The sequence below is a fragment of the Methanocalculus pumilus genome, assembly GCF_055382585.1.
The window spans coordinates 981,404-1,000,510 of the sequence record NZ_AP042393.1; the positions used below are offsets into that span (position 1 = coordinate 981,404).

General features: G+C 52.3%; 13 protein-coding genes. 11 read left to right on the forward strand and 2 right to left on the reverse strand.

Annotated features, from left to right (window positions below):
* The first annotated feature begins 156 nt into the window (after positions 1–156).
* From ACZ44I_RS05140 to ACZ44I_RS05165, 6 genes are all read left to right on the forward strand, one after another.
* A complete protein-coding gene (locus tag ACZ44I_RS05140) occupies positions 157–1,647 on the forward strand; it encodes a 2-isopropylmalate synthase (RefSeq protein WP_464548146.1) in 1,491 nt (496 codons plus the stop codon).
* The gene (gene ilvB, locus ACZ44I_RS05145; RefSeq protein ID WP_464548144.1) at positions 1,644–3,317 is read left to right on the forward strand and encodes a biosynthetic-type acetolactate synthase large subunit; all 1,674 of its coding nucleotides are present in this window, start codon (positions 1,644–1,646) and stop codon (positions 3,315–3,317) included. The genes ACZ44I_RS05140 and ilvB overlap by 4 nt, the downstream gene beginning before the upstream one ends.
* Positions 3,314–3,814 (forward strand): acetolactate synthase small subunit, encoded by a 501-nt coding sequence (gene ilvN / locus ACZ44I_RS05150; protein ID WP_464548142.1) that lies wholly within the window; start codon positions 3,314–3,316, stop codon positions 3,812–3,814. Before ilvB ends, ilvN begins: the two co-directional genes overlap by 4 nt.
* A 314-nt stretch (positions 3,815–4,128) precedes the next feature.
* Entirely contained in the window at positions 4,129–5,649 is a 1,521-nt protein-coding gene (locus ACZ44I_RS05155) for a sodium:solute symporter family protein (RefSeq protein ID WP_464548140.1), read from the forward strand.
* Positions 5,650–5,955: 306 nt separating this feature from the next.
* Positions 5,956–7,215, forward strand: a complete 1,260-nt coding sequence (locus ACZ44I_RS05160) for an IS110 family RNA-guided transposase (RefSeq protein WP_464548138.1) — start codon at positions 5,956–5,958, stop codon at positions 7,213–7,215.
* Positions 7,216–7,296: 81 nt separating this feature from the next.
* Complete coding sequence (locus tag ACZ44I_RS05165; protein ID WP_464576611.1) at positions 7,297–9,156, forward strand: ATP-binding protein; 1,860 nt, start codon at positions 7,297–7,299, stop codon at positions 9,154–9,156.
* A 3-nt stretch (positions 9,157–9,159) separates the two neighbouring features.
* Here ACZ44I_RS05165 and ACZ44I_RS05170 read toward each other — a convergent pair whose 3' ends face one another.
* The gene (locus tag ACZ44I_RS05170; RefSeq protein ID WP_464548134.1) at positions 9,160–10,584 is read right to left on the reverse strand and encodes an aldehyde dehydrogenase family protein; all 1,425 of its coding nucleotides are present in this window, start codon (positions 10,582–10,584) and stop codon (positions 9,160–9,162) included.
* A 90-nt stretch (positions 10,585–10,674) separates the two neighbouring features.
* Between ACZ44I_RS05170 and ACZ44I_RS05175 the strand changes: the two genes are divergently transcribed.
* From ACZ44I_RS05175 to ACZ44I_RS05185, 3 genes are read left to right on the forward strand one after another with little or no spacing between them, the layout of a single operon-like run.
* Positions 10,675–12,192: an MBL fold metallo-hydrolase gene (locus ACZ44I_RS05175; protein WP_464548132.1), complete on the forward strand. Its 1,518-nt coding sequence runs from the start codon at positions 10,675–10,677 to the stop codon at positions 12,190–12,192.
* 33 nt (positions 12,193–12,225) lie between these two features.
* Positions 12,226–12,435 (forward strand): hypothetical protein, encoded by a 210-nt coding sequence (locus ACZ44I_RS05180; protein ID WP_464548130.1) that lies wholly within the window; start codon positions 12,226–12,228, stop codon positions 12,433–12,435.
* Between the two features lie 3 nt (positions 12,436–12,438).
* Complete coding sequence (locus ACZ44I_RS05185; protein ID WP_464548128.1) at positions 12,439–12,768, forward strand: DUF3784 domain-containing protein; 330 nt, start codon at positions 12,439–12,441, stop codon at positions 12,766–12,768.
* Position 12,769: 1 nt separating this feature from the next.
* Here the strand turns inward: ACZ44I_RS05185 and ACZ44I_RS05190 are convergent, their stop codons facing one another.
* Positions 12,770–14,413, reverse strand: a complete 1,644-nt coding sequence (locus ACZ44I_RS05190) for an AMP-binding protein (protein WP_464548126.1) — start codon at positions 14,411–14,413, stop codon at positions 12,770–12,772.
* A gap of 273 nt (positions 14,414–14,686) precedes the next feature.
* Here ACZ44I_RS05190 and mutS point away from each other — a divergent pair, with 273 nt between their 5' ends.
* A complete protein-coding gene (mutS, locus tag ACZ44I_RS05195) occupies positions 14,687–17,311 on the forward strand; it encodes a DNA mismatch repair protein MutS (protein WP_464548124.1) in 2,625 nt (874 codons plus the stop codon).
* Positions 17,312–19,084, forward strand: a complete 1,773-nt coding sequence (mutL, locus tag ACZ44I_RS05200; protein WP_464548122.1) for a DNA mismatch repair endonuclease MutL — start codon at positions 17,312–17,314, stop codon at positions 19,082–19,084.
* Positions 19,085–19,107: the final 23 nt, after the last annotated feature.

The following is a 19,107-nucleotide window of genomic DNA, read 5'->3' on the forward strand; positions in this document are numbered from 1 at the left end:
GTCGCGAAAAATTATGAAGAACTTTTAGAAAAGTGTGAATTCAGGGGTTGTTGATCTTAACCTGACATCAATACAATCGTTTCCCAATCTTTAGAAAAGAAACAACCTATTAAATAACCAAACGTCCAACAATTAATTTGGTGCTTTCCACTATGAGTGATTGCTTTATTTGTTAAAAGCCCACGCTTTTTAGACACGACACTGCGTGACGGGGAACAGACCCCCGGTGTATCGCTGAAACCCGATGATAAGTTAAACATTGCAACACTTCTCTCAGATATTGGTGTTTCTGTCATCGAGGTAGGATCAGCTGTTGCATCTGATGGAGAACGAGAGTCTCTCAGGCTGATATCCGATGCAGGACTCAAAGCTGAGATCTGTACCTTTGTCCGGGGTGTCCAGCTTGATATCGACTATGCAGCAGAGTATGGTGCTGAATCCATCCATCTTGTCATCCCGGTATCTGATCTTCATATCGAGAAGAAACTCCAGAAAGACCGGGAGTACGTGATGAAGATGGCATGGGATTCTGTCGAATATGCAAAGGATCGCGGCTTGATCGTAGAGCTCTCCGGCGAAGATGCATCAAGAGCCGATCAGGCATACCTGTACGATCTCTATGCAGGAGGAGTTGAACGGGGTGCGGATCGAATCTGCTTCTGTGATACGGTCGGTGTAATGACCCCCGAGCGGGCGGGTGAGATCATCCCGCCTCTTGCCACACTCGCCCCTCTCTCGATCCATTGCCATAACGATCTGGGGCTTGGCCTCGCAACGACCCTATCCGCCCTGAAATCCGGTGCATCATCCGCCCATGTGACGGTCAACGGCCTGGGGGAGCGGGCAGGCAACACGCCACTTGAAGAGCTTGTGATGTCGCTTGAGGTCCTGTATGGTGTGAAGACCGGTATCAAAACCGAAGAGCTCTACCACCTCTCCACACTCGTATCCAGGCTTACCCGTGTGCCGCTTCCGACAAACAAAGCGATCGTCGGGGAGATGGCATTTACCCACGAAAGCGGCATCCATGCACATGGCATCCTCCGTGATACTGCAACCTATGAGCCGATCATGCCTGAGATGGTCGGGAGACGGCGGCGGATCCTCCTTGGAAAACACTCGGGCAGCGCCTCTGTTGAAGCAGCCCTGTCAGAGATGGGATACAGGACAGAACAACGGCAGCTCCAGGAGATCGTCTCGCGGGTGAAGCAGCTTGGCGATGAAGGAAAGCGGGTCACCGACTCGGATCTCCATGCAATCGCAGAAGCGGTGCTGGATATCTCCTGCACGCCGGTGATCCGGATGAAACAGTTTACGACGGTCTCTGGCAACAGTGTTATGCCGACGGCATCGGTTACCCTGACCGTCAATGGCGAGGATATCACCCAGGCATCCACCGGAACCGGCCCGGTTGACGCGGTCATCATGGCCCTCAGAAAGGCAGTGCAGGATGTCGGCGATATCACCCTTGAAGAATACCATGTCGATGCGATCTACGGTGGAACTGACGCTCTCGTAGACGTCACAGTTAAGTTAAGGAAGGACGGAGAATTGATCACCTCACGCGGCGCCAGAACGGACATCATTATGGCGTCGGTTGAGGCGATGATATCCGGAATGAACAGGTTATTGAGGAAAAAAAGATGAAAACCGGGGCTAAAATTCTCATTGAAGGACTATTGCGGCAGGGAGTGACGACTATCTTCGGCTACCCCGGTGGTGTAGTACTCCCAATCTATGATGAGCTGTACGACTCACCTCTCCGCCACATTCTTGTGCGGCATGAGCAGGCAGCAGCCCATGCGGCAGACGGGTATGCACGTGCTTCCGGCAGGACAGGTGTATGCCTGGCAACATCCGGGCCGGGAGCATGCAATCTTGTGACCGGGATTGCAACAGCGTTTATGGACTCCGTTCCGATGGTGGCACTGACCGGACAGGTTCCAACAGCCCTGCTCGGAAATGATGCCTTCCAGGAGTCGGATATCACCGGCATCACGATGCCAATCACAAAACACAGCTACCTCGTCAAGAGGGCTGAGGATATCGACAGGGTCCTTGCTGAGGCATTCCATATCGCCGGCACCGGCAGGCAGGGTCCTGTCCTGGTTGATCTTCCAAAGGATGTCGTCACCAATGAAGCGCCTGATCCGGGACCCCTGAAGGAGGTCTCCCTCAGAGGGTACAACCCGACATTCAAAGGGCATCTCAGGCAGATTGAAAAAGCCCTCTCCATGATAGCAGAGGCAGAGCGGCCGGTGATCTATGCGGGCGGAGGCGTGATTGCATCAGATGCATCACCTGAGCTTGTCCGGTTTGCTGAGATGACCGGGATTCCGGTGACGACCACCCTGATGGGGATCGGAGCAATCCCCTGCGATCACCCCCTCAACCTCGGCATGCTCGGGATGCATGGTACAAGATATGCAAACTATGCCATCACCGAATGCGATCTCTTAATCGCCATCGGAGCACGGTTTGATGATCGGGTAACCGGCAGGGTTCAGTCTTTTGCCCCAAATGCCAGGATCATCCATATCGATATCGATCCTGCCGAGATCGGAAAGAACAAGGTGGTTGATCTCCCGATCGTCGGCGATTCACGCCAGGTTTTGATCTGCATGCTCGACCGTCTCACCGGAACAACCGACAGGTCTGTCTGGAACGAGAAGATCAGCCACTGGAAGGTGCAGTACCCGATGGCCTGCCCGGAAGACGGGGTGCTCAGGCCGCAGCTTGTCATTAAAACCCTCTCCGATCTCCTCGATGGAGAAGGGATCATCGTCTCCGAGGTCGGGCAGAACCAGATGTGGACCGCACAGCAGTTCTGTTTCAAACATCCCCGCACCTGGATCACCTCAGGCGGTCTTGGCACGATGGGATATGGCCTGCCGGCTGCAATGGGAGCACACTTTGCCCGTCCCGATCTCCCGGTCTTTGATATTGCAGGAGATGGGAGTATCCAGATGAATATCCAGGAGTTTGGCACCATCGTCCAGTATGATATCCCCGTCAAGGTTGTCATCCTGAACAACATGTACCTTGGAATGGTCAGGCAGTGGCAGGAGCTCTTCTATGACCGCCGCTACTCCTATACCGAACTGCCGTCTGTGGACTTCGTCGGTATTGCCGCAGCATATGGGATCGACGGAATGCGGGTTGATTCTGCAGATCAGGTGAAAGAGGCGCTCACTGCTGCCATCGATTACGACGGCCCGTTCGTCCTCGACTTCAGGGTCGAGCGGGAGGAGAATGTCTTCCCGATGGTGCCTGCCGGTGCTGCCATCAATGAGATGATCGGGGGGGAGAAGAGATGAAGGTCCATACACTCTCGGTGCTTGTCGAGAACCGTGCCGGTGTCCTATCACGGGTTGCCGGTATGTTCTCCCGCCGTGGATTCAATATCGAGAGTCTGGCTGTCGGCACCTGCGAAGTGCCTGAGATGAGCCGGATCACCATCACCGTGCATGGGGATGATACCCGGATCGAGCAGGTGAAGAAGCAGCTGAACAAGCTGATCGATGTCATCAAGGTCTCGGATATCACCTATCACGAGCATGTGCGGCGTGAACTTGCGCTCATCAAGGTTGTTGCAAACCCTGGGAGCTCCCGTGCCGAAGTGATGCAGATCGCAGATACCTTCCGTGCACAGATCATCGATGTCGGTGCAAAGACGCTAATCCTTCAGGTGGTCGGCCCGCCAGAGAAGATCGATGCACTCGAGAAACTCCTCCGCCAGTACGGGGTGAAGGAGCTTGTGAGGACCGGAATGATCGCGGCACTGCGTGGCTCAAAGACCACAGCCGGAGAGTAGGACTCCTCTCCCCTCCATTTTCCCTATCTGTCATATCAAGTACACCTGTGTATCAGCCTCCTGACTATTGAGAGGTTCATTCAGTTTTTTTATGCGCTACAACCGTATTTGATCACAGCACTGCTGTATCCGGCGCCAATGTGTTTTTCATCGATGATCAGAATCGAGTATGTTATATGTTAGCATGGTGCACATTAGCATTATATGATATTTGGATTGCCTGACCACACGGTGTATGCCGTTCTTGGAACGATACTGGTTATCATCATTCTGCTGGTTATATGGGCGCTGCGATTCCCGGAGGGTGACTGAGTATGGCAGATGCAATGACGTTTGTCATCATCATCCTCTACTTCCTTCTCCTGATCGGGATCGGTGCCTGGGCATCACGGAAGATTATTAATACCGAGGATTACATCCTCGCGGGAAGATCACTCGGCTTCTGGGTCTTTACGATCCTGATGGTCGCTTCCATCTGCAGCGGGATGACGCTCCTCGGGGTGTCGGGGCTTGGGTATGCCTCCGGCTGGCCGACGATCTGGGAGCAGATCTTTGTTCCGGCTGCTGCTGCCTTCTGTATCACGATCTTTGGGATGAAACTCCATACGGTTGGGCGTGAGAACGGGTATCTCACGCTTGAAGATTATTTTGCCCACAGGTTTGAGAGTGTGAAGCATCTCCGCGGCCTCTCTGCAATCGCCGGGATCACGGTCTCCCTGATCTATCTGGTCGGCCAGTATACTGCAATCAGCATCGTCCTGATCTGGCTCTTTGGGATAGCCCACTGGCAGGCCCTTATTATCGCGGGTATCATCATCACGACCTATACGGTGATCGGCGGTCTCTACGCGGTTTCATGGACGACTCTTATCCAGGGGCTGATATTGATCTTTGGTGTTGTTGCGATTGCTCCGGTTTTGATTGTGCGTGCGGGCGGCCTCGCTCACATCAACGAGGTGCTCAGCACCATTGACCCGAATTTTATCGAGCCATGGTATCCATCCCCGGTCTATGCCGGGTATGCCTTTGCAACACCGGAGTTTCTCTTCTCGTTTGCCATCCTCCTGATGGTCGGGCTTGCCTGTGCTCCGCATGTCATTAATAATGTACTTGCTGCCAAAGAGACGAAATACTTCAAATGGTCTCCCCTGATTGCGTTTCTCATCTACCTCGTGGTAATGCTCCTTGTGAAATTCGTCGGATTTGCTGTCCGTGTCCTCGTCGAAGAGGGCCAGATCATTCTCCCTGATGCCATAAATGCTCAGGACTTTTCATTCATCCTTGGAGTCGAGTTTGCCGCACCAAATATGCTTATCTGGGCGTTCTTTGCCGTGATCGTTCTGGCTGCTGTGATGTCAACAACCGATCGCCTGATGCTCACCATCGGCACAATCTTCTCATGGGATATCTACAAGAATATCCTTCATCCCGAGGCATCAACAAAGAAAGTCCTGACCGTATCAAAACTCTCTGTCTTCTTCGCAGCTGTTATATCGCTTATACTGGCAATAAATCCCCCTGAAATGCTCGCATGGCTGATCTGGATGGGAATTGGCGTTATGCTCTCAACCTTTGCCATACCGATCCTTGGTGGACTCTACTGGCGTGGGGCAACAACAAAAGGCGCACTTGCAGCAATGGCTGTTGGACTTGTCGGATCCGGCATCTTCGGGTACTATCATCAGTTCGTGGCAAAGCTGCCTGTTCATTTCAGCCTCTATTCGGTGACACTCGCACTGATTGCCCTTGTTGTTGTGAGTCTTCTCACCGCAAAGAACAGCCAGAAGGTGCTTGATGAGACGATGACCGGCTGGTATATTTTCAGGAAGAAATAGGATGTGATAGTTAGATATCGGATAGAATAAGAACCTTTATCGTTCTCCCCCTCTTTCCTTTTATTTAAAAAAAAGTCACTCATGACCCTATAGGGGTCACATGCAATAGATGAAAACTGGTGAGTAATCATTAAGTTTCCTGGGTTGTATCACCTCATGGGGATGACAAGACCTATCTTTCCTTGGGCCTTCTGAACCCGTGAAAAAGTCTGGTCTTATTTCTTCGAACATGCAATTGTGCTTCGAGCACGTATATCAGAGTGACCACATATTCTGTCATCCCCACACTAATGGAGGTGATACACAATGTTTCCTCGGGTCGATAGCGCCTGTGGCATTGATGTCCATCGGTCAAAACTCACGGCCACTATCATTGATGCTTCTGGTTCTTATGAGACAAAAAACTATTCTACCCAACTTCCTGATCTGATCAGGTTACGTGATTGGATTGTTGAGAATAACTGTTCTCGTGTGCTTATGGAGGCAACGGGCGTCTACTGGGTGCCGGTTTACACCATACTTGAACATGCTGTACCAACGTTTGTTGCAAATCCATACTTCATTAAATACGTCCCCTCTTCAAAGACAGATACTAAAGATGCCGTATGGATTGCTGAAATCTGTTTGGAAGGGCACTTCAAAGCTTCGTATATTCCTGAAGAGAGAGTTCGAGATTATCGTGATCTCTGCCGTTCCTATAAGAATTTAGTGAAAGAACGAACACGATATAGAAATCGAATCCACACCATTCTCTCACGGGCAGGTATTCGGATCACCCCAGTCATTTCCGATCTCTTTGGTAAGAGTGGTCTCATCATTCTTGACGGACTGGTCAAGAGAAAGACATTTGATGAGATATTTGCACAACTCTCTCATCCCGGCATCGTGAAGAAGAGAGAGAAGATTGAAGCTGCTATTTGCGGGGAATTAACGGAGAACGATATATTTGGCATTCAGTCTGCACATCGCATGCTTCAGCAGATTGAGAAGGAGATAGATATCCATCTGTCACGTATGGTTGACCTGTTTGAGAATGATCCAGAGCAGATCAATATCCTTCTCAGCATTCCAGGAATTCAACTTCAGTCAGCATCGATGATACTTGCCGAAATTGGTGATGTAACCCGATTCCACTCAGCCAAACAAATAGTGCGTTATGCAGGTCTTGATCCACGTGTTTCTGAATCTGCCGGTAAAACACGGATGGGATCCATCAGTAAACAAGGGAATAAACATCTCAGAACATATCTGGTCGAGTGCGCTTCAGCGTTGTCCAGAAGCAAGGATAACATGTTTCGTCAGTTCTATGAGCGGATTAAACGGAAGAAAGGACATAAGCAAGCAGTCGTAGCGGTGGCTCGAAAGTTGCTGACCATCATCCATCATCTGCTGACAAACAAGGAGATGTACGAAGATCCACTTATGACAAAACCAAAGCAGATCAAAATACCAAAACTCAAAACACGCCAACCCATCAACCTTACCAATGCATCTCAGATGCTCAAGAGTGTGATGGCAGGGATTGCAGTAAAGACAAAAACAATTGATGTATATCCACACACTTAAGTGGCAGATGACATTGATTTAAAAAAATAGGTGATGTTTTCATATCAGGAACGCGTGTGTATGGTGGCAGAAGAGACTATAATGGGAAGAGTGCCCTTCAGATGGCTTCTTTTCGGTAGCATAGTGCTCATCATCCTTATTGTCACCGCTGTCGTCATCAATGTCAACTACAACAATTCCCGCGAGCAGCTCGGGAAGACCATGCTCCTCCAGCAGGAGCAGAATGAAGAAGGGCTCATCCAGTCGATGCTCCTTGTCGATCAGGGGCATCTCCTCTTTGACCAGTCTCTTGATTACAAACTCAAAGCTTCAATGGATTCTTTCCTCTCTGCATATGAAGAGAGTGGAGGAGATCCCGGGAAAATCGATCTTGAAGGGCTGAAAGCATCATTTGGGGAAGGCTATGAGCTCTATATCATTAATGATACAGGTGTAATCGAGTATACTACGTATGCTCCGGATTATCTTCTGGATTTTTCCGAATATCCACAATTCTATCGCCGCCTGACGAAGATCCGTGAAGGGAATATCTTTGCCTCGGATCGGATCGTCAAGGATCTCTCATCTGGTATGTTCCGGAAATTCGTCTATCACCCAACACCTGATCACCGTTATATCCTTGAGATCGGCTATATGGATGAAGAGATCCAGGAGATGCGTTCGGCACTTCGGTACACTGAGGTAGCTGAACGAATTCACAGGATGAATCCATTTCTCACCTCAATAAAGCTTTATGATTATATGAAGGAGGAGATGGGAAACTCGAGCTACATTCCTGAAGAGCAGCGCTCTGAGATCATCGGGACGGTGCTTGAGACCGGAGAGTCACTGGAAATTGAGAATCCGGATTCTGACACCTTCACCCGCTTCCTCTTCATTGATCTCTCCTCACATGGCAACCCGCCTGAGATGAACCTCGTTGCAGAGATGACCTATACGACTGCCCCCATTCAGCAGCAGCTGCATAATCTCCTGGTGCTGCATCTCCTCATTGCGACCATTGCCATTCTGATCGGGGGCATTCTCGCCTATGCAGTCACCCAACGGATCACCGGGCCCATCCACCGGTTGGTCGATGATACACAGGTCATCTCCGGTGGCAATCTCGATCACCCGATTGAGATCGCGGGACCCCCGGAGATCAGGTCGCTCTTCCTCTCGATCCAGCAGATGGTCGATCGGCTAAAAGAGATGATGGCAGCCCTGCAGGCATCCGAAGAAGAGCTGAGGGTGCAGAACGAGGAGCTGGAAGCGCGGGTGCTTGAGCGGACCGCTGACTTAACAGAAGCCCACGCGAAAATTGGCTTCTATCTTGATCTGATCACCCATGATATCAACAACACAAACCATACCTCATTGCTGTATCTCGAACTTCTTGAATCAGAGGCTGATGCGTCGCTTGCTCCTTACGTTGAAGGGCTCAGGAATTCCCTCAGGAAGAGCGATGAGATCATTGAAAATGTGGCGACACTCCGCGAGATTCAGGATGCAGAGGCATCCCTTGTGCCGGTCCGGCTCGCCCCAATGCTCAGAAAAGAAGCCGAAGCAGACAACCGGATCACCCTTCTCATGGAGGATGAAGAGGTCGCTGTCTATGCAGATTCACTCCTCTCGCAGGCGATCTCAAATATCATCGCAAACAGTCTGAAGTTTGGGGGTGACGATGTCCGCATTACCATCTCTGTAACCACAGAGGACGATTGTGTCCTGATACGAATCGATGATACCGGACCTGGTATTCCGGATGCGATAAAACCGGTAATCTTCACAAAATATACGCGGGGAGCCGAGAGGGTACGGGGGAAGGGGCTTGGCCTCTTCATCGTCCATACCCTGATAGTTGATCGCTATGGCGGTTCGATCATCGTTGAAGATCGGGTGCCTGGCGATCCCACGCAGGGTGTATCATTCGTTATCAGGCTGAAAAAAGTGGAAAAATAGCCTCTACCGGGAGATGAGAACCGTCTTCTCCTCGGTATAGGAATCAATAAATGACAGGCCGTTCTCACGCCCAAACCCGCTCCCCTTCACACCGCCAAACGGCACTTCCGGGGGGAGCTTCATATGCTGGTTCACCCAGACGATACCCGCTTCAAGCTCCTCTGCTGCCCGTTCAGCAGTATTGATCTGTTCTGTCCAGATCGAGGCGCCCAGTCCATAGCGTGTACTGTTGGCAATATCTATGGCTTCATCCAGATCATCTGCCCGGATCACCGGGATGACGGGACCAAAGATCTCTTCAGAGAGCACTTTTGAATCTGCGGCACATCCGGTGGCAAGGGCAGGCGGGCAGAAGAAACCCTTCTGTGAGAGCCCTGCAGAGAGTTTTCCTCTCAGAATCCTGGCTCCCTCGTCCTCAAGCCTGAGGATTGCATCTTCAACGCCGTTTTTCCCGGCTTCGTTATTCAGGGGGCCGATCCGGGATGCGGGATCGCAACCCTCACCGATGACAACCTCCGGGATCGTCTGCTGAAGCCGTGAGACGAATGCATCATGGATCTCATCCATGACAATCATCCGCTTTGGCGAGGTGCAGATCTGGCCGCAGTTATAGAGCCGGAGTGCAAGAGCAGCATCGGCGGCTGCAACCGGGTCAACATCCGAACAGATGATCATCGGATCGTTTCCACCAAGCTCCAGTGTCAGCCGCTTCATGGTGCCGGCTGTTGCCCGGGCAATCGCCTGGCCTGTTTCGATACTGCCGGTAAATGAGATCTTCTTCACCGCATCATGACGGATGAGGGGATCGCCTGCATCCGCACCATTCCCGGTGACGATATTCAGCACCCCTGGAGGAAGTCCTGATCGCTGCATCACTTCGCCGAGTGCAAGAACGGCCATCGGCGCCTGTATAGAGGGTTTCAGGACAAGGGTGTTTCCTGTCACAAGGGCTGCCCCGATCTTCCAGGCGGCGATCAATACCGGCATATTCCAGGGGATGATCGCGGCGCAGACCCCAAGCGGCTTCCTCTGTACCACGCCATACCCGTACCGTGGCAGCCTCTCGGAATATCCGGCTGTGATGAGGGATGCCGATCCGGCATAGTACTCAAAGACTGCTGCTGCACCGAGCACCTCATCCTTTGCTTCACGAAGTGGCTTGCCCTGTTCTGTTGTCAGAATGAGGGCGAGCCGGTCTACCTCCCTCCTGATCAGTTCAGCTGATCGGAAGAGGGCGATTCCCCGGTGGGAATTGGGAAGCTCGCTCCACCTCAGAAATGCCACTCCCGCAGCCTCCACCGCTAGCCTGACATCCTCTGCTCCTCCTGATGGAACCTCGCCAGCAGGGGTGCCGTCTGCGGGGTTTGTAATCCGGGTGCGCTCACCCGAGACTGATTCAGTGAACTGATCGCCAATCATCATCTGCATACAAAGAGATCAAGAGTACGATCAGATAATAGTGGTGATCGGAACCAAAGGAGAAGATATACGTTGAATACAATCGAACAATAACGTGAGATGGAAGTGAAACATTCATTCATCGCCAGAATGCCGGATGAGCCGGGCTCGCTCCTGAAAGCGGCCGATATCATCAGACAACATAACGGCAATATCAACCGGATCCAGTTCAACCGGAGGATTGATAAGAACACGGTCTTCTTTGAGATGACAGCAACCGCTTCAGACTACCAGCTTATCCGGGATGCGCTTCGTGAGATCGGCTACCTCCAGTCGAATATCCCTCCGGTGAATATCCTCCTCTTTCATATCTATCTCCCCACCCCGCACCGTCCCGGAGCCCTCTATGATGTCCTCACCGCCTGTGCAGAGGCAGGGGCAGATGTGTCAGAGATCGACTTTGATGATACCGGCAGGCACCCTGACCGTCTGACCATCCGCCTGAATGTCGTCGATTCCCCACGGGTTGAGGAGGTGATCGATTTCATCAAGAGCCGCTACCGTCTTGAGATCCTCGAATATGATAGCCTCGGGGGAGCTCTTGACGAGACGATCTTCTATATCTGCTTTGCAGAGAAGATCCGGCCATTCATAGGAGAAGCAAACGATGAGTTCCTCCTCTCATTGCTTGGTGATCTGAACCATGTTGTCCAGGAGCTGACCAATCGCGGCGAAGATCCAAAGTTCGTCTTCAACCAGATCGAACGGATCGGGACATTTCTCACGGAAACAACCGGGGAAGGGTTCTATGCCGACTATCAGCAGATTGAAACCCCGGATGGCTCCTCGCTCATCTGTATCCAGCCTCCGGGAGGAGGAAGCGTCTTCATCTTTGATGCCGGATCTGATCGGCTGATGATCGATACCGGATATGGGATCTACCATGACGATATCGAGCGGATGCTCCATGAGATCGGCCAGTCCGGGTACAAAGGCATCTCCCGCATCATCTGCACCCATGCAGATGCCGATCACTGCGGCGCTGCCGGGTTCCATCCGGTTCCCTCGTATCTCCACCACGGAACTGATGCGATCATCGAATGCAATAACCGGGGATATGGCTCACGAAGCCAGGATCTCATCCTTGAAGCTGTCTATACCGTGATCATCAACCTCTTCTCACGCTGCACCCCGCCTGTGGAGCGGCATATCTTTCCGAAAAATGAGATCGGACGACGCGGCATCTTTCCGGTCATCGATACCTTCTCGATCGGCGGCTTTTCCTTCGAGGTGCTGGAGAGTCTTGGGGGGCATATCTATGGCCAGGTCTTCCTGCTTGCAGCCGATATCGGCCTCCTCTTCACCTCTGATGCCCTGATGAACTTCAGAAGCCTCACTCCTGAACGCCAGGAATATAACTCGATTGCAGACTTCCTTGTTACCTCGGTGAATGTCGATTCTGATCTGGCGAGGCAGGAGCGGCATGCCCTGATGGCACTTGCAGAGGAGATCGATTCTGATATGAAGAAGATGGGGACACGCTGTCTCATCTGCGGGGGCCATGGTGCGGTATCTGTGCTGGAAGATGGAAAGCTGGTTGCGTATGGCGATATCCGCCATTACCAGCACCTGGCATAAGGCTTTTTTTATCAGAGATGCGATGGATATATCATGGCATCTCCCATACTGGCAGTGATCCTGTCGTTCTTCATCCCCGGTCTTGGACAGTTCTATACCGGGCAGCTCGTAAAGGCCATTGCTCTCTTTATTCTGGCTGTGATCTTCGGATATCTCTCGATCATCGTCATCGGGATTCCTTTCTATCTCATCGTCTGGCTCTACAGTATGTACGATGCTTATGTTGCCGCACAGCAGGGCTGAGTGATGATCGGTGATGCTCCACTCATCCTCCTGCTTATAATTGAGTTCATTGCAGTCGTCTTTCTGGCACTTGGGTACCTGATCAAATACCGGAAGCAGACGAACATCATTGCCGGATTTGACAGAAAGACCTGTGCAGATCCCGAGGGGCTGATCGCGTGGATCGGAAACAGCCTGCTCGCACTTGCTGTGGCTGCTGCGGTGATATTCTTCCTCATCCTGCTTCGTCCAGCGTATGCACTGATTATATTCTTCGTTTATACAGCAGGTATTGTTCCGGTTGCGGCAATATTTGTCGCTTTTCGGGCACGAAAGTTCGATAAAAATGAGTGATTCAGCTGGAGTTGTACTTCTCCAGCTCCATCTCCCGAAGTTCTTTTCTTTTGATCTTCCCTGAGATCGTCTTTGGGAGTTCCTCGACAAACTCTATTGCACGGGGATATTTGTATGGTGCTGTGACATGCTTCACGTAATTCTGGATCTCACGGACGAGCTTATCTGATGGCTCATAACCGTCTTTGAGGATGACAAAAGCCTTCACGATCGTCCCCCTCACCCGGTCTGGGACACCGATAACCGCAGACTCTTTCACAGCCGGATGTTCAAGAAGTGCAGATTCAACCTCAAATGGACCGATTCGGTATCCTGAACTCTTGATAACGTCGTCGTCTCTGCCGACAAACCAGAGATACCCATCCTCATCCATCATCGCCTTATCGCCGGTATAGTAGTAGCCACCAACAAAGACCTCGTTAGTTGCCGCCTCATTATCCAGGTATCCGGTGAAGAGCCCGACAGGATGGGGCGTTGTCTTAATGGCAATCGTTCCAACCTCCCCAACCGGAACCTTCTGATGGTTCTCATCATGGAGTTCGATCTCCCAACCGGGTGATGGGCGTCCGATAGATCCCGGCTTTGCCTCCATGCAGGGGAAGGTTCCGACACAGAGAACTGTCTCGGTCTGTCCGTATCCTTCATAGATGGTGACCCCGGTCGCCTCTTTCCAGACCTTGATCACTTCAGGATTCAGTGCCTCACCTGCACTGACACAATGGCGAAGCTGCGAGAGGTCGAATGCGTCCAGATCTGCGAGGATCATCATCCTGAAGATCGTCGGGGGTGCGCAGAAGGTGGTGATCTCATATTTCTCAAGCAGGGGAATGATCTCGGTCGGGTTGAATTTTGTCCTGATGTCATAGACAAAGACACATGCACCGCAGATCCATGGGCCAAAGAATTTACCCCAGGAGGATTTTGCCCATCCCGTATCTGCAAGGGTGAGGTGCAGGTCATTCTCCCGGAGGTCGTACCAAAACTTCCCGGTAATCACATGGCCAAGGGGATAGCTGTGATTATGGATCACCATCTTCGGCTCTCCGGTAGTGCCGGAGGTGAAGTAGATCACCATAGGATCGGTTGATTTCGTCTTCTTTCCGCCAGATAATGGGGCAAGGCGGTGGGAAGCCGGTGCCGGATAGTTCAGTTCCACCGGATAGCTGATCCAGTTGGGGAGCTCTCCGTCAACAACAAATCTCAAATTGAGTGAGGGACATTCCTCGCAGATCTCATCCACCTTCCATGCATTCTCAACATCGGTGACGATCATCCTGAATTTGCCCAGGTTCACCCGATATTTCAGATCTTTTGGAGTGAGCATCGTCGGGCATGGGCAGAAGATCACGCCAAGTTTGATTGCGGCGAGTGCAAACGTCCACCATTCCGGGACCCTTGGGAGCATGATGAGGATCCGATCTCCCTTCCCAAGATCCCGTTTCATGAACATATTGGCGATCTGGTTGGAGAGGTTCATGAGATGTCGGAAGGTATAGTACTTCTCCTCCCCGTTCTGGTTCACCCAGATCATGGCGAGTTTGTTCCGGTCTTTCTCTGCCATTGCATCGATGGCATCGAACCCAAAATTATAGTATTCCGGAACATCGATCCGGAAATCACGATAGCCCGCCTCGTAATCGGGCATATTTGGTTCCCTATTCAACATGAACAAATATGTTGGTTATTATTCATCTTGAATCAGATGGTTTTTGATCAACGCCTGTCAACGACTCTTTTTGGTCTTCCCTGTACTTTATAGAGTTCCAGCTCTCCTGGTCCCGTGAAATGGAAGAGCATCTCAAATGTTCCATTTATATATTGCTTGCGGAGCTCAGGCTTGAATTGTTCGCATGGGATCCAAAGATTGCGATCACCGATCGTTGATTATTTCAGGAGAGAGATGAGATCAGGTACTTGCATGTCAAAACCCGGAACGCTGACACCTGCCATGCAGCAGGTGGAGGATATGAAGAACCAGTACCCGGGCTGTATCCTCTTTATGCGTATGGGAGACTTTTACGAGACATTTTATGAGGATGCGGAGATCTGTGCCCGCGAACTCGGGATCGTCCTGACTTCAAGGTCAACTGATCCGTCCGGGAAGCCTATTCCGCTGGCGGGCATCCCCTATCATGCCGCTGAAGCCTATATTCCCCGCCTTGTCCGGCGGGGGTACCGGGTTGCGGTCTGTGAACAGATCGAGGATCCCAAAAAGGCAAAAGGGGTGGTGAAGCGGGATGTCGTCTGTGTCCATACACCCGGATGCGCAGTCGATCCATCGATTGTGGATGCTCCTGATTCCCGGTACCTGATGGCGCTCCTCCCTGACCGGAAGGCCGAATCCTTTGGTGTCGCGATCCTTGAGATCACAACCGGGGAGTTTTCCGTCCGCGAGATTTCAAAACGCGAAGGAACCGAGGGGATTGCGTCTGTCATCGAGTCCCAGCGCCCGGCAGAATGCCTGATCCCGGAGAGGACAGATCCGGAGATTCTCCGTCTCCTCGAATCATATTTTGTTCTGATAACAGAACGGCATCCCGGAGAATTTGATCCGACAGATGCAAACTCTCTTCTCTGCCGCCATTTTGGTGTGGCAACCCTTGAAGGCTTTGGGATTGTGGAGATGCCGCTTGCTGTTGGAGCGGCGGGTGCTGCCCTCTCCTATGCGATTGCCACCCAGAAGAACACCCTTCCCCATCTCTCCGAAATCAGGCTCATGCATGCGTCTGACCGCATGATCCTGGATGCTGTCACCCAGAGAAATCTTGAGATCACCCGCACAATTGGGGGGGAACGCTCAAAAGCAACCCTGATTTCAACCCTCGACTCAACAAAGACTCCGATGGGGAGGCGGGCACTCTCCTCTGAGATCACCGCCCCTCTCACCAGCAAACAGGCCATTAATGATCGGCTTGATCTGGTTGCATGGCTCCTTGACTCACCCCTTACCAGAACTGATATTCTTGAGTCTCTCTCGGGATGCGGTGATATTGAACGGATCTCTGGCAGGATTGCAATCGGGAATGCCTCTCCACGGGATCTGATCTCACTGGCTTCATCCCTTGCTGCTGTCAGGGGGATCACAGGCTCTCTGGAAGGTGAAGTACCTCCCCTGATGGAAGAGCTTGCCGGAGAGATTGGGAGCTTTGATCCGACAATTGCCCTCATCAGATCTGCCATTGCCGACGACCCACCCCTTCTTGTCAGGAACGGGGGAGTCATCCGCATTGGATATGATCCGGATCTGGATGCGCTGAGGGATACGGCAGGATCCGGGCGTGACTGGATCCTCTCGCTCCAGCAGTCTGAGCGTGAACGGACCGGGATCAAATCACTGAAGATCGCCTATAACCAGGTCTTTGGGTACTATATCGAGGTGACAAAACCAAACCTCAGCCGTGTTCCACCGGAATATGAGAGGAAACAGACGACAGCATCAGGTGAGCGGTTCACCCTCCCTGCTCTCCGTGAATATGAACGGACGATCGCTACAGCAGATGAACGGGCGCTTGCCCGTGAGGCAGAGCTCTACCTCGATCTGATCGGGAAACTCCGGCCGCTGGTGCCTGCATTTCAGGCAGCGGCAAGAGCTGTCGGGATGATCGATCTCCTCCTCTCCTTTGCCGATACAGCTGCCAGGAGAGGTTATGTCCGTCCCCTGCTCACTGACAGCTCCTCTATTGTGATCCGGGGCGGGCGGCATCCGGTGGTCGAGGAGAGTGTGCAGTCCGGTTTTGTTCCAAATGATACCGAAATGGATAGTGAAGGCGATCAGGTTCTGATCCTGACCGGTGCCAATATGGCAGGAAAATCGACCTATATGCGGTCGGTTGCCCTCATCTGTATCATGGCGCAGTCGGGATCCTTTGTCCCTGCGGATTTCGCAGAGATCGGCCTCCTTGACCGGATCTTCACCCGTGTAGGTGCATCAGACGATCTTGCTGGCGGGCAGAGCACCTTCATGGTGGAGATGGTTGAACTTGCATACATCCTCAGACATGTAACCGACAGAAGCCTTGTGATCCTGGATGAGATCGGGAGGGGCACAAGCACCGTTGACGGGTACAGTATTGCACGATCCGTGCTTGAGTTCCTCCATGGCAGGCGCTCATCAGGTCCAAAGACCCTCTTTGCCACCCACTTCCACCGGCTTGTCGAAGTGGAGAGCGAGCTGAAGCGGGTCAGGAATTACCATTTTGCGGTGCGGGAGACAGATGATGAGATCACGTTTCTCAGAAAGCTGATCCCCGGTGCAACTGATCGGAGCTATGGTATCCATGTCGCCCGCCTTGCAGGAGTGCCCGAGAAAGTGCTCACGAGGGCCCGCACCATCCTCCGGGAGACATTAGCCGAAGAAGAAAGAGGCGAGGTGCCCGGAAAACGAAAACCCCGGTACACACAACTTCTCCTGATGGATTCCGGTTCAGTTGAGAAGCAGAATCATCCGGTAATCTCTGAGCTTTCGTCCCTTGATATCGACACGATGAGCCCGATCGAAGCATTGAACACGTTAGCTGAACTGAAGAAGAAGGCTGGTGAGTAGATGGCAGACCCGACAATCCATCTCCTTGATGAAGAGACGATCTCCCATATCGCCGCTGGCGAGGTGGTGGAACGGCCGGCATCTGTTGTGAAGGAGCTTGTTGAGAATGCAATCGATGCAGGAGCAACACGCATCCGTGTCCTTGTGAAGAGCGATAGTGCGGAAATTGGGCGAATAACCGTGATCGATGATGGCAGGGGAATGTCGCCGGAAGATGCACCCCTCGCATTCCGCCAGCATGCAACCAGCAAGATCAAAACTGCCGGGGATCTTGCGGAGATCAGCACTCTTGGATTCCGGGGTGAGGCGCTTGCAAGTATTGCGGCAGTTTCAGAAGTCACGCTCACGAGCAGGAGGCGGGAAGATATCGCCGGGATCAGAATCACGCTCTCCGGTGGGATGATCACCGATCTCTCTGAATGTGCCGCCCCACCCGGTACCATGATCGAGGTCAGGAGTCTCTTCTTTAATACTCCTGCACGCAGGAAATTTCTCAGGACTGTCTCAACAGAGCTTGCGCATGTCTTTGACCTGATGGAGCGATCCGCACTCTCTCATCCGGAGATCTCGTTCCAGTTGATGCACCAGGAGAAGGAGAAGTTTGCCACTCCCGGCAGAGGGGATCTGCTGGAGACGATCCAGAGCCTTTTTGGTGGCGATCTCGCACGCACACTTATCACCCTCTCCCCACTCAGGGGTGAAATGCCGGTTGTGGGATATGTTGCATATCCACTCGGATCACGGACAAACAGGAATCAGATCTACATCTCGGTGAATGGACGGCAGATTGCATCGCCATCCCTTGTGAGGGCGATACGGGACGGGTTTGGGACGAGCCTTGCGAAGGGCGAATATCCGTTTGCCGTTATTGACTGCCAAATTAACCCTGGGGATGTGGATGTGAATGTGCATCCAACGAAGCGTGAGGTAAAATTCTCATCTGAGCGGAAGGTGATGGATGCGGTGAGGACGACTGTCTGGTCTGCTGTTACGGAGAAGGCTCAGGAGCAGCTGATCCACACTCCGGCCGTTTTAAAGCCGCTCCCCGTTTTAAGGGGTGAAGTACCGGATCAGCCGTCTCCGGCGCCTCCAGGGCAACATGTCGTCTCCGAAGGAGCGGCGACATACGGACGATCTGATCGGCAGCTCCGGGTGACAGAGCCTGCCGGAATGTCTCTCTCTCATGCTGATAAGGGATCGCACCTGCCCCGTCTGCTTGGACAGGTGAACGGGACGTATATTATCGCCATTTCAGATGAAGGGGAACTTATGCTCATCGATCAGCATGCAGCACACGAGAAGATCGCCTTTGATCTGCTCTGGAAGAGGGAGGAAGATGCTTCTGCTTCACAGCAGCTCCTCGTCCCGGTGATGGTCACCTTCTCAAGAAAGGATGCGGCTCTTGTTCTTGATGCAATCGGAGATCTCCGGGCGGCAGGTTTTGTGATTGAGGAGTTTGGCGGTGATACCTTTGCGGTGCAGGCGGTGCCAGCCGGAGAAATGAAGCTGGATGATCCAGGCGAGATCGAGTCACTTCTCCTTGAGGTGATCGAGGGCATCAGAGGGCCTGCAAGTGAGCGGAGGTTGCGTGTGTTTAAAACTATTGCATGCAGGACTGCGATCAAGGGAAATACACCCCTCTCACACGAGCAGATGGAGCGGCTTGTACAGCAGCTCTTTTCTGCAGGACCGCCCTATACATGTCCGCATGGAAGGCCTGCGATTGTCAGGTTCGGACATGCCGATCTTGAGCATCTCTTCAGGAGGCGATAGGTGATTTCGGACAAATCCATATT